At 33.3% G+C, this 13,490-nt stretch carries 9 protein-coding genes and 1 pseudogene; 4 read left to right on the top strand and 6 right to left on the bottom strand.

What is annotated here, in order from left to right; all coding sequences use genetic code 11:
• Positions 1 to 334 precede the first annotated feature (334 nt).
• From OZP07_RS16070 to OZP07_RS16060, 3 genes are all read left to right on the top strand, one after another.
• On the top strand, positions 335 to 1,447 hold the full coding sequence (locus OZP07_RS16070; RefSeq protein ID WP_281635903.1) for a lactonase family protein: 1,113 nt from the start codon (positions 335 to 337) through the stop codon (positions 1,445 to 1,447).
• Positions 1,448 to 1,457: 10 nt separating this feature from the next.
• Positions 1,458 to 2,033, top strand: coding sequence for a Crp/Fnr family transcriptional regulator (locus OZP07_RS16065; RefSeq protein WP_281635902.1), 576 nt, complete (start codon positions 1,458 to 1,460; stop codon positions 2,031 to 2,033).
• 68 nt (positions 2,034 to 2,101) lie between these two features.
• Entirely contained in the window at positions 2,102 to 2,641 is a 540-nt protein-coding gene (locus tag OZP07_RS16060) for a peroxiredoxin-like family protein (RefSeq protein ID WP_281635901.1), read from the top strand.
• A gap of 228 nt (positions 2,642 to 2,869) precedes the next feature.
• Here the strand turns inward: OZP07_RS16060 and OZP07_RS16055 are convergent, their stop codons facing one another.
• From OZP07_RS16055 to OZP07_RS16040, 4 genes are all read right to left on the bottom strand, one after another.
• Positions 2,870 to 4,219 (bottom strand): DEAD/DEAH box helicase, encoded by a 1,350-nt coding sequence (locus tag OZP07_RS16055; protein WP_281635900.1) that lies wholly within the window; start codon positions 4,217 to 4,219, stop codon positions 2,870 to 2,872.
• 586 nt (positions 4,220 to 4,805) lie between these two features.
• Positions 4,806 to 6,098, bottom strand: a complete 1,293-nt coding sequence (locus tag OZP07_RS16050; protein WP_281635899.1) for a YaiO family outer membrane beta-barrel protein — start codon at positions 6,096 to 6,098, stop codon at positions 4,806 to 4,808.
• On the bottom strand, positions 6,099 to 9,911 hold the full coding sequence (locus OZP07_RS16045; protein ID WP_281635898.1) for a sulfatase-like hydrolase/transferase: 3,813 nt from the start codon (positions 9,909 to 9,911) through the stop codon (positions 6,099 to 6,101).
• 113 nt (positions 9,912 to 10,024) lie between these two features.
• Positions 10,025 to 11,086, bottom strand: a complete 1,062-nt coding sequence (locus tag OZP07_RS16040) for a HEAT repeat domain-containing protein (RefSeq protein WP_194639388.1) — start codon at positions 11,084 to 11,086, stop codon at positions 10,025 to 10,027.
• Positions 11,087 to 11,611: 525 nt separating this feature from the next.
• Here OZP07_RS16040 and OZP07_RS22275 point away from each other — a divergent pair.
• Positions 11,612 to 11,704 (top strand): annotated as a pseudogene (locus OZP07_RS22275) (IS200/IS605 family transposase); the annotation flags it as partial.
• A gap of 80 nt (positions 11,705 to 11,784) precedes the next feature.
• Here OZP07_RS22275 and OZP07_RS16035 read toward each other — a convergent pair.
• Together OZP07_RS16035 and OZP07_RS16030 are read right to left on the bottom strand one after the other, a co-directional pair.
• Positions 11,785 to 12,549, bottom strand: a complete 765-nt coding sequence (locus OZP07_RS16035) for a TIGR02757 family protein (RefSeq protein ID WP_194639387.1) — start codon at positions 12,547 to 12,549, stop codon at positions 11,785 to 11,787.
• Between the two features lie 5 nt (positions 12,550 to 12,554).
• Entirely contained in the window at positions 12,555 to 13,253 is a 699-nt protein-coding gene (locus tag OZP07_RS16030; RefSeq protein WP_194639386.1) for an ABC transporter ATP-binding protein, read from the bottom strand.
• Positions 13,254 to 13,490: the final 237 nt, after the last annotated feature.

Raw genomic sequence — 13,490 nt, 5'->3', positions numbered from 1 at the left:
GTCAAAAATACAAATTTGTTGACAGTTTCTTATGCAGTTGTTATTATTTTTCAAAATAGCCTGTAAATAGGGCAATTCTGAAAGAAAATAAGTATTTTAGCTTTTTACAAAAATATAAGCCAAATAAATTATTGTTTTTTAATGTGTTAAATGTGGAATTTCCTCTTTTATATTCAATTTAGAAAAATGAAAAAAGAAACAGCATTGTATTTTGAAAGTGGCACAGCAGGAGGTAATGTTGCTAGCCAAAAAACTTTTAGACAATAAATAATAACGACAAATAATAATGTCAATAACAAATACAATTATAAATTTAAATCAATATCATAAATAAATGAAACAAGCTTTTCTTTTTTTTCTTCTTGTTTTTTCTTTTTTTTCAATAAAAGCGCAAAAAAACAAAGTCAATCTTCTTGTTGGGACTTACACCAATTCGTGTTCGAGCAGAGGGATTTACGTATATGAATTTGACACCAATAATGCCCAGATACGATTAAAAAAATCATCAGACAGTATTGTTAATCCAAGTTATCTGTCGCTTTCCAAAGACGAAAAATTTGTGTATGCAGTAAATGAAAACGGCGGAGAAAGTACTGTGAGTTCTTTTTCGTTTGATCCGGTAAGCGGAAAACCACTTCTTATCAATAGTGTAAGTTCCAAAGGAGCCGATCCGTGCTATCTTATCAATGATGATAAAAATGTTATTACGGCTAATTATTCGGGTGGAAATATATCGGTTTTTGGAAAAAATGCTGACGGCAGTCTGACAGAAGCCAAGCAGGTTGTTCAGCATTATGGTAAAGGGCCGAATACTGTTAGACAGGAAAAACCACACGTGCATATGGTTTATTTTTCGCCTGATAAAAAATACGTTTTGAGCAATGATTTAGGAAACGACAAGGTATATGTTTATAGTTATAACCCAACTGCTACGAATGATGTTTTAGTTTTAAAAGACAGTGTTTCGGTAAAAGCAGGAAGCGGGCCAAGACATTTAATATTTAGTAAAAAAGGGAAATATGTTTATCTGTTACAGGAATTGGACGGATCGCTGACTACTTTTAGCTATAAAGAAGGAAAGCTGACTCAAATAGGCGAAACTACCATTTTAGCAAAGGATTACAGCGGCACTTTCAGTTCAGCTGATATTCACGTTTCGCCAAGCGGAAGATTTTTATACGCTTCAAACAGAGGTGATGCTAATAACATTTCTATATTTAAAATTTCAGGAAAGGGAAAGAAGTTAACACTGAAAGGGCAGGTAAGCACTTTAGGTAAAGGCCCAAGAAATTTTACGATTGACCCAACGGGCAAATTTCTTTTGGTTGCACATCAATACACCAATGACATTATTATTTTTAAGATTAACAAAAGTAAAGGAACGCTTACTGATACTAAGAAAAGATTTGATTTGTGTTCACCCGTCTGTTTGGTGTTTGCTAAATAAGTGTATAATTATGGAGACTGAATTATCACAGTTCTTATCCCAAAAATCAGTTTTAGGAGCTGATTCAGTTGAGATTTTATTAGAATTTTGGAAAAAGGGCAAAAGGCTTAAATCCAAAGAGTTATTGTTGAATTTTAATCAGCAGGATTCTAATTTATACTTTGTGAAAGAAGGCTGTGTGCGCTTGTTTGTAATTGATAAAAATGGAGAACAAATTAATTTGGGTTTTGGTTATGAAAATTCATTAATTACCTGTTTTCAGGCTTTTATAGAAGGGAAACCTTCGTTGATGAGTATTGAAGCCATTTTGGATACTGAATTGATTGCCATTGCCAAAGCTGATTTAATGCGGTTAATTCATGCGAATTCTGAAATTGCATTATGGTATCAGTCAATGTTAGAATATACTTTGACAGGACATATTCAGAGACAAGTGGAGCTGCTTACATTAAAACCCCACGAGCGATATTCGGTATTTATTAAAAGAAGCGGACATCTTATTAATAGAATACCTTTGAAATATATTGCTTCTTACCTTATGATGAAACCTGAAACCTTGAGTAGGATCCGAGCCAAGATTTCTTGATTTTAATCAAGAAGAATGGATTTTTAAAATTTCAAATTTGTGATTGTAAAATTTAAAAATCATTGATTATGAAATTAGTTTCAGGACAAAAAGCGCCTTTGTTTGTTGCCAAAGATATTTTTGGAAATACTGTAGATTTGGCTCAGATCCAAAATCAAAAAATTCTGTTGAGTTTTTTTCGTTACGCTGAATGTGCAATGTGCAATCTTCAAATTTCTAAAATTATGAAGCATAAGGAGGCAATTGATAAAAAGGGAATAAAATTGATAACTGTTTTCGAATCGCCTGCAGAAAGTCTAAAAGTAAGTATTGCAGATCGTCACAATTTTAACTTCACAATCATTGCTGATACTAATAGGGATTTGTACAATCTTTATAAAGTACGTCCATCTTGGTTAAAAACAATGCAAACAATGTCTGTTAAGGGATTTCAGCATTTGTCAGAAGCAATTCAATTAGGTTTTAAGGCAGGAGGAAAAGTGGAAGGAACGTTTCATCAAATTCCAGCTGATTTTTTAATTGGTAAAGACAAAGAGATTCAAATAGCACATTATGGGAATAGTGTAATTGACCATTTTCCGCTAGAGGAGTTACTTTTAAATATCTAAATTCCAAAGCCTAAAAATGTAACTCATTTTTAGGCTTTGGAATTTACTTTTTATGACTGTCCGCTAAGCGAACCAAAAAAAGTAATATATTTTTAACCATTAAGATATTAAGAAAATTAAGTTTTTAGGCTTAATGAACCTTAATTACTTAATGGTTTTAAGGGAAAAACTTTTGTTTTTTAATAAACCGACAAAATTTTGGGTTGGTATTATTAACGGATAGTCATATTACTTTTTATTCTTACGCTTCTTAGCTTGGTTTTTCAGCATGTTTCTATTGACAGAACCATGTGTTTTTTTCTTGGTAACGCCAGGGCCGCCTAAATTGACTTTTTGGTTCTTCTTGCTTTTTTCATGAAAAGCGCCGTCTCCTTCCAGTTTTTGTTTTTTGAATAGGAGTTTAATCGGCTGTCTGTCTTTTTCAGGGCCAATTAGTTTATCCGAAACTTCGACTTCTTCAGGGAAAGTTTCATAAACCACTTCCATATCCATTAAAATTTCGATCGCGATTTTTGATTCTTCCTCGCGGGGAGCGATGAAACTGATGGCAGTTCCTGTTGCATCGGCACGACCAGTTCTACCAATACGGTGCATGTACAATTCTGGTAATTCCGGCATTTCGAAGTTGATGACGTGCGTGATGTTTGAAATATCCAAACCTCTTGCCATAATATCAGTGGTGATTAATCCGCGAAGATTTCCTTCCTGAAATTCAGCCATCGTACTCAAACGGTAATTCTGCGATTTATTAGAGTGAATTACTCCAAACTGATTTGGAAAATCTTCCTCAATTTGGTCAAAAACCATATCCGAAATCTTTTTGTTATTCACAAAAACCAAAACACGGCTCATGTCTTCATTGTTTTGTAATAAGTGTTTTAAAAGATTTATTTTGGTATTGAAATTAGGAACCTGATAAGTAATTTGTGTAATATTTTCTAAAGGTGTTCCCGATGGTGAAAGAGTCACTTCTTCCGGATAATCAAAATAGTCATTCAAAACAGTATCTACTTCATCAGTCATGGTAGCCGAGAAGAGAATATTTTGGCGTTTTTTTGGCATCATAGCCAAGATCGCTGTCAGCTGTGTACGGAAACCTAAATTCAGCATTTCGTCAAACTCATCGATTACCAGTTTTTGCATTTCTTCAAAACGAATCACATTGTCTAATGTCAAATCCATAACCCGTCCAGGCGTTCCAACCAAAATATCACATCCTTGATAAACTGTAGTTTTTTGGGTATTAATATTAACTCCGCCAAAAATACCAATAGTACGAACCGACATATATTTAGTCAGTTTTTCGACTTCTTCCACAACCTGAACAACAAGTTCGCGGGTTGGTACCAAAATTACAATTTTTGGAGTATGTCCCGGAGTAAATTTGTATAATTTTAAAAGAGGCAATAAATAGGCAAATGTTTTACCAGTACCTGTTTGGGCAATTCCCATCATATCACGGCCTGACATTATTACAGAAAAAGTTTTTTCCTGAATAGGAGTTGGCGATGTAAAACCTAAATCGTCTATTGCTTTTTGTACAGATTTAGGGAGATTGAATTGTTCGAAAGTACTCATTTGTATTTAAATTTTGTGCAAAGATAGGTTTTTTGAAACTAAGGAGGCAAAACTCTTATTGATTAGCACAGCATTTGCATTTAAAAAAAGATAAACACGAATTTCACCAATTAACATTAATTCTTATCAAAATTGAAATCAAATTTTACAACTTTTACAGTTTCGAATATTTTGTGTAATTAAATAGCAATCTTAATTCGTGCAGATTAGTGTAATTCGTGTCAGAAACTTTTAAAAGAGAATGCCCTGATTGATTAGGAATGAGATATAATATGTTTTTGAAAGATGGCTGGCAGATTTTAGCAATTTACGATTACAGCTATCTATATAAAACATACGAGTCTTATGTCGTCTTTTTTGAACGAGACAAAACCCGCAATATTTTCTTTTTATTGAGACAAAAGGGATATTATTTATAAATATTTGGAAAAATCCTAAATCACATAAAACGAATAAACCTCTATAATCGTTTTTTTTTGATAAAAAGGCGAGAAAGGAAAGCTGGCCTGTGAGGGCAAGCCCAAATTAATTTTATTTGATTACCTGACTAAACCGCAAAATGCTTTGCAAAAATGTACCAATGTTATTACCTAAATCGGATTTCCCATGACAATGAAAGCGTCGAAATCCAGAAAAAATTGCCTTGGTCGAATGGAATTTCCTGATGAATAATTCCAAGCTGTGCTCCCCATGCATTTTGTTTATTGCTGGTAGAAAAGTAATACCCAACATTCAGTTTTTGGGATTTAAGATTCACAATTCGTTTATCATTTGCATAGAAATAATTCTGATTAAGTTCTGGTGAAATTCCAATTCCGGCATTGATTCCGAAATAATTATCAGCATCACTTCTGTATTTTCTGAACGAAAGTGTTCCTGAAGTGCTTAAACCGTTGTCCCCGGGAGTAAAATAAGGACGAAAGGACCAATAGTTATTCCCGTTGTACCAAGTTACAGAACCTGTATAAATCATAGTGGTCGTGTCGTATTGTAATGCTCTAAGTCCTATAGAAGCTTCAAAACTTTTGGGAAGCGATTTAAAAATTTCGGCGCCATATCTATAATCAGGAAATAAATCCGAACCTGATACACCAAAGTTTAAATAGGCGTACATTCCTTTTGCAATTTTTGGATATAAATCTACCTCGAACTGAGTCCCGTATTCACCAAGTCTTCTGTCGATATTTGCTCTGGCAATGATACTTCCGTACTTGGTTTGCCGTCCATATTTTATAGCATTGTAAATCATAGGATCATACACTTCCGAGTAAATATCGATTTCAGAAGAAACACCGATTGTATTATTTCGAACTGTCTTTTCTAAATTCGATTTAGTTTCCTTGGGTATAGAATCGTTTGGAATCTTACTTGATATCGTTTGTACTGCGCCAGCGGCAACAGTAGGAAGCATGGTGCTTTCTTGAGCACTTTTTTGCAGGTTCAGTATTTCTGTATCTTTTGGGAAATGTTTCAATGCTTTTTGGGATAACTTTAAAGCAAGAAAAGGATTGTCTGCCCACATTTCATTTTTAATGGCTGCTGCCCATGTGGTTTTTCTTTTTGAATCTTTTCCTAAAATTTTTTGAAATTCGGCCCTTGCTTTTTCATAATTTCCATCCCAAGCATAAGTAGAGGCTAAAAATTCACGTACATCATGATAATCGGGATATTTTGTCAGGATATGGAGCAGTGTGTCTTGTGCCTGCTTTCGATTTTTACTGAAAGCCAGATCACGAGCCGTTTTAAACGACACATCGGGGTCGCCTTTGAATGCTTTTTCTTGTCCAATCATTAAAAACGTGCCTGAAAATAACGTTACAATAAGAAAAATATAAATTTTCCGAAAATTTTTATATTCGCTTTTTATATGATTACTCATCTACTTTTGTTTTTTTGATTTGTTTATTATTTCTTGAGACCTTGCCATTTTTGTCTTGATATTAGGGTCTTTTATGCCTTTTGATAATGCAAGTTTACCTATTTCTATGGTTTTTTGGTTTTGATTGTCCCACCAATAGACATCCATCAAAGTTAAATAACCCTCGTCATAAAATGGCGCATTTTTGATTACAATAAGCAATTGTTCTTCTGCTTTTTTAAAGTTTCCTTCCCAGCCCAATGTTTTGGCTTTTAATATTTGTGCATCAGTATAATTAGGCAGTTCATTGAGTATAAAATCGCAAAGTAACCGAGCTGTTTTGTAGTCTTTTTTGCCAGCCAAATCTCTGGCGGTTATGAAAATTTGGTCACTATTCAGCCCTTTTGTCAATTTATTAATAGTGATCTGCTCTTCTTTTGAAAACTGATAATCTTGCTGCTTGTTTAAATCCAATGATTTTGGAATGATTTTATTTTTCTTTGTTAAGTAGGCATTCAGTTGTTTGAAAGCATTAAATTTTTCAGATATTGTGTTTAAAACAGCATCATCACTGATTTTTTCGGTATCAAAGTTCTCTTTTATTTTGTACAGTCCGCCTCCTGAATACATGTAATCTTTGTAAATGAAATCATCAATAGTTCCTTTGTTTCGAGTCAAAGGAATGTCTTGGGAATTTCTAAATTCTTTTGCAGTGTCAAGTCCTTTACCCATCCAGGCAGTTTGATCCAGTTTGTTGAATTTGTAATTATTAAATAAAAAAGAGATCAAACTTGGCGTAACGTCCCAGTGTGAAGAAACCGATTTAAAAGATTCAGCCTTCTTGAGCATTGGGCTGAAAATATATAAAGGCACGTGAAAACGGCATATTTTATCTTTTTGTTCAATCGGTATCAAACGGTGGTCGCCGGTAATTATAAAGATCGTATTTTTATAATCGGGTCTTTTGGCATAGGCTTCCATATATTCTTTGATTGAATTATCGGTATAATTCAAACAGGCAAAAATGTCTTTATAAGAATTGATATTTTCTTTTTGAGAGCTGAGATTTGGATGCGCAGCAATTATGCCGTCAATTTTTTTCAAATATTCATTTTTTGTCGGGAAATCAAAAGGTTCGTGATTGGTAAGTGTCTGTATAATATCCAGTCGGGGTGATTTTATTTTATCAGTTTCGATCAATGCTTTCTTGAAAATTTCGGCATCAGGATATCCCCAGGAGAAACCTTCAGAATTTGCTTTGGTTTGAGTATATCCAGTACCATACTTATTTTTATCGGTTATATTATCAATACCGTTTTTCTCTAAAAAAAGAATTTTTCTATCAAAACTGGAATCATCGCCAGAATAGAAAGAGGTGGTGTATTTATTGGCTTTCAGTATATTTATTACAGACAAATGTGAAGGCAGCGGATTTAGTTCCAAAAATCCTTTTTCGCCATAGGTTAGTGAACCCAATAATGATGAAAGGACAGCGTAAGTCCTTCCTCCGTTGCTTAAAAAATTTTCCCAATATAATGATTTTGAAATCATTGAATCCAAATAAGGGGTGAATCCTGCGTATTTATTTTTACCAATAAATTCATCTCCTAAACCTTCAACGATAATAAAAACAATGTTTGGTTTTTCATCGGTAATGTTAAAATAAGGAGCCAAAACATCTGGTGTCGATTTGAAAGGTTTCAGCATTGGATATTCCGATTTGAATTTGATTTTCTGTCCATTGCCGGCTAAGTTTTTATCTTTTTCAAGCCGAATAATATCCTTTGTTAGAAACGCTAATTTATTTTCATATCTGCTATCGGATAAATCAGGAAGAAATAATTTTAAACTGCCTGCAATAAGAAGTAATGTCAGCATAATAATTAAAACCGGACGTTTGCTGTCTAATTTTGTAAAAGCAAAATTGATTCCTAAATATAACAGCGGAATGATAATAAATGGCAAAAAGAATATAAAAGAGATTGATTCTGATGCTGTTACCGTGAGATACATGTCCGAAAATGAATAGCCTAATAAATCGGCACCCAAGTTGACAAGCGTAGTAGAACTGTATTTTATCAATGCAAATTGAATGAGTACAATTAGAGTAAAAAACACCTTCATAAATGGTATGGAAAATGTTTTTCGTATATATCCAATTAGCAGAAATAATGGCAAAAGAATTACACTTATAATTATGACAGACCAAAAATCATTAATTAGTTTGTAGCAGATATCCGTACCAATATTAGGAATTTCAATCCCATTTGATACTTTTGAATATATTTCAAACAAACTCGACAGCCAAAAGGCAGCTATTAGCGAAGTAGTAAGATATAAGTATTTTAAGTAGTGAGATTTCATTTTGATTTTAGTTATTGAGACTGGGTTCTTCTTTTCTATATTAAATTGTTTTTCAGGTTTTTTACTAAAGCCCTGTCGCTGCATATTTCCCCAGTTTTGTTCTTTTTGTTTTATAAAATGGTAATAACCTTTCAGGGAAGCATAGGTGTTTACGGGATGATAAAACAAGGGTTCGATAATGGACATTAAAATTAAAACGATTATTTCTTTAGTATTGGCGTAGTTTTTATAAATGACGTCATCCAGAAAAATCGAAACAATCGTGAGTATCAGATAGAATATGAAAACCAGAGATGTAATATAAAAAAAGAACAAAAAGTTGACCTCAAAAAATATGAAAAAGAGAATGGTAGCAAGGATTCCAACAACTTCCATAATTGGAATCATAAACTCAAAAATAATAAAATAAGGCATTATGAAGAAAGCCGTTTTTTTATATTTTGGGTTAAAAACCAAATTTCGATGCAGGTATAAAGTTTGAATCAATCCTCTGGCCCAGCGCATCCGCTGACGGATTAAGATGGTTTTGGTCGAAGGAACTTCGGTCCAGCAGAGTGATTCTGGGATGTATTTTATTAAAAACGGAAGTTTGTTATCGTACATATATTTCCGCATTCGGATCACGAGTTCCATATCTTCACCCAATGATTTGTGCCAATAACCGCCAGCCTTGATTACAATTTCTTTGTCAAACATTCCTAAACCTCCCGAAACCAATAGTAAACTGTTGATTTGGCTCAAAGCCATACGCCCAAACAGGAATGCTCTTACATATTCCAGTTCCTGAAAACGCGGATACCAGCCTTTTGGGAAATGAACTTTTACCAAAAAACCATCCTTTACTTCACAAGAATTGGAACTTCGGATGCCGGCTCCGGTTGCAATTACCCTTTTTTCGCTTTCAATAAAAGGTTTTGCTAGTTTTATTACGGCATCATTTTTTAAGATGCAGTCTACATCGGTGCATAATATCAGCGGGTATTTGGTTGAATTTATTCCTGTATTTGAGGCATCGGCTTTGCTTTTTCTATTTTCTTTATCAACCACCAAAAGTTTTGAATACAGTGGATTGGTCGATTTGTAATGCCCTCGAACTGGCCCGGTTGGGATTTTGGCTTCATAGTAGAAATCGACTTTGACTAACTCAAATTCGCGTATCAGTTTTTCTAGTGTATCATCGGAACTTCCATCATTAATCAAGACCACTTCATATTTTGGATAAGTAAGTGAGAGCAGTGATTTTACATTATAAACCACCGTTGCTCCCTCGTTGAATGCAGGCGCAATTACGGACACTCCAGGTATGTGATTCGATTTTATCAATACGTTGGACGGAATGAAATGCTGGGTGTTGAGGTATGTTTTTATGGCATAATAGGATAAAAAAGCAAATACTATATAGCACAAAATATATGTGATGGAAAAAAATCCAACAAATATTTCATACATATCTAATAGTGTTTTCATCATAATGTCTGTTTAAAAAGAGTGAATTTTGACTTGTAATTTTGCAATGCAGATGACACAGGTAAACGAAAAAGCGCCTATGAAATAAATGTATATGTTCAGGATATCATTCCGCATTATAAATAAGGGGTTTTTACGTGTTTTACCATTTGCAGTACATCTTCGTTATCCAAAAAGTGATTTTCAAAATAATTACTGTTTATTTTATTGAGACAATATACCGCTTCCAGTTTGATATTTTCGTCTGTTTTATTTTTTAATAACTGTGAAATGAAATTCTCAGAATCGGCGGCTCCAATAATGGAAAGAGCATTGAAAATTTCTAATTTGTTTTGGGTATCTTCGCTTTGAAACCGTTCAATCAAAACGTTTTCAGCTTCATAAATGTATAAAAAGTTAACAGCAGCAATAGCTTCAAAACGCACCGATTTATTTGGATGCTTTAATAATTGAATTATGGTTTTATTCTTATTCGTGTAATTGTAAAACATCATTAGTTTAAGTCCTAATTTTATGATGGTGTCATTATCCGAAATAATCCATTGATCCAAATTGGCTGGCATTTTTGTTTTTTTCTGATGTAAAATATCCATTATGTTTATCTCTTCGGCAATCGTGATCTGATGCGAAAAATTGATTAGAGTTTCCAGTTTATCCGGTTCCAATGATATTAGCGATAGAAAAGCACTTGATTTTACATCTCTGTTTTTATGGTTTAGAAAAGGTGTGACGTATGAAATTCCTTTTTTGTATTCCAAAGATTCCAGCTGGTACATTCCAGAACATTTTAAATAAAACCAATGGCTGTTCAAGAGTCTTTTGGTATATTCAAATAAATCAAACTGTTCATATAAAAAATGGAAAGTGTTGGTTACTTCACCTTTTAAATTCAGTTTCAAAAAAATAATTTCATTAAGGATTAATTTTCTGCACCATTTTTTTTCAAAAGGAATTGTTTTTTTGAACTGTTCAATTTCGGCTTTAAACTGTGCTTCGTCAAAAGGAGAAAAAATCATTTTGGTTAGAAAACTGCCTATGTCGCTTTTGACGGCATCAAATTTTGGTTTGAATAAATCGTATCGAAACCTATTGATGATTAATACAGATATTAATAGAATAAATCCACATATCAATACGGATAAAACGATTAGGACAAAATAATATATTAATACATCCATTAAATGAGTTTGTGTTTTGGTAAGATACAAAAACTAAGACATTACTGGTTTTTGGTATTTAATAAAAAAAAATCTACATAAAGATAATGATTATTCCAGATGTTTTTTAATAAAATAATATAAAAACACTTTGTTAGAGGATGTATGTTCGGATTCCTGTGAGTAGCACAATTCCTAATATTGGAAAGAACGACAAGTATTTCTTGAAGGTTAAAAGAAGGAGAGGGAATGGAATTTTTTTTTCAAAAAAAATGTAATTAAATTTTTATAAATAAATTTTTGTTTATTGAAAAAATAATTAAATCGGTGGCGTGAACACGGCATTCGCTTTTAAAATTTTTTGACACTAATTACACTAATTTGCACGAATTAAGATTGCTATTCATTTACAAAATCTTCTAAGCTGTAAAAATTTGTAAAATTTGGTTTCAATTTTGATAAGAATTAGTGTTAATTGGTGAAATTCGTGTTTATTTTTTTTTAAATGCGAATGCCGTGTGGTCTGAATTAATGTCTTATAGAATATGTTGGAGTACTGGTAATATGACAGATGAAATAGTGAATCAATATTTGGAACATTACAGAAAACCAAATGAGAATGATAACTTCATAATTGAAGACTATCTGCATGCAGGCTTTAAGTCCGATAGCCAAATCTATGTATTTTTAGTCCATAGATTTAGTTTGAAGAAAAAAAATTAAAATCCCTCAAACACGCCCAATCCAAATAAAGCAAAGTCATATTTAACTGGATCATTTGGATCTAGTTCCCGTAATTTTACATCCAATTCGGATAATGCTTTTCCATCGTTTTGTTTTCGGGTTAATAAGCCTAGTTTTCTAGCAACATTTCCGGAATGCACGTCGAGAGGACATGACAGGAGTGAGGGCGAAATGTTTTTCCAGATTCCTAAATCTACACCTTTATTGTCCTGACGGCACATCCACCGAAGGTACATGTTAATCCTCTTAGCCGCAGAACCGTTCATTGGGTCTGAGATGTGTTTTTGGGCTCGGTTTTGATGCTGGATTTCGAAGAATATTTTCTTGAATTCAGAAATGCTTTTTTGCATAGAATCGGTTTCCCTGTATTTTTCGAAAACGGATTCTAAACCGTCATGGTTTTTATAAATGTGCTGTAATCCTTTTATAAAACTAACAAAATCCTGCCCGTTGAAGGTTCTGTGTACAAATGATTCCAGCTGTTCCAGATCATTTTCGGTATGTGACATCACAAAATCATAAGGAGAATTCCCCATCAGTTCCATCATTCTATGGGAGTTTTTTATAATCATTTTGCGGTTGCCCCAAGCAATAGTTGCACTCAAAAAACCAGCAATTTCGATATCTTCTTTTAGAGAAAACAAATGCGGAATCTGGACAGGGTCGCTATCAATAAAATCAAGCGTATTGTATTGAATGACTTTTTCTTCAAGGAAGGATTTGAGTTCGGTTTTAGTCATTTTAGCTATGGATTGCTGATTTGACCATCAACCATAACTAATTTTCTATCAGCCATATTGGCCAATTCTTCATTGTGAGTTACTATGACAAATGTCTGTCCGAATTCATCCCGAAGCTGAAAAAATAATTGATGCAGATTTTCGGCAGAATGGGTGTCTAAATTTCCAGAAGGCTCATCGGCAAAGATAACATCGGGTTTATTGATTAATGCTCTTGCCACAGCTACGCGCTGCTGTTCTCCTCCCGAAAGTTCGTTTGGTTTGTGGTTTATTCTGTGAGCCAAACCTAAATATTCTAGAAGTTTTATGGCTTCTTTCTCGGTTTCGGTTTTGGATTTATTGGCAATAAAAGCAGGGATGCACACATTTTCTAATGCAGTAAATTCAGGCAGTAACTGGTGAAACTGAAAAATAAACCCCAAATTCAAATTTCTAAACCTGGACAATGATTTGTCGTTCATTTTTAGGATGTCTTCACCATTTATACTTAATGAAATGGCGTTTTTATCGATTTCAGTTCCTTCTTTTGGAGTTAACGGAATACTTGGTTTGTCAAGTGTTCCCAATATTTGCAATAGTGTCGTCTTTCCTGCACCTGAAGCTCCAACAATAGAAACAATTTCGCCTTTTTTAATATGTAAATCTACTCCTTTTAATACTTCAAGCTGATCGTAAAACTTATGTATATTTTTTGCGTGTATCATTGTTTGAAACTGTTTCCGCAAAGAAACAAAAGTTTCTGTCGATATTATAATGGCTTTGGCAATTTTTAACTTATGACTTCGGCCACGATTTTAGTATGATTAGAATATTTCTGCAGACAAAATATTTTTCTGGTGAATACTCCCGATAATAGAATTTTAGTCAATTTGTATAAGTATTAGTATTTTTTAGTAATTATTTATCTGTTTTAAATTCAGGTATTTATACGCTTTGTTGAT

It is taken from the genome of Flavobacterium marginilacus (assembly GCF_026870155.1).
GTDB lineage: Bacteria > Bacteroidota > Bacteroidia > Flavobacteriales > Flavobacteriaceae > Flavobacterium > Flavobacterium marginilacus.
The sequence above is the reverse complement of the archived record's forward strand: the minus strand, read 5'-3'. Positions and strand labels throughout refer to the sequence as shown.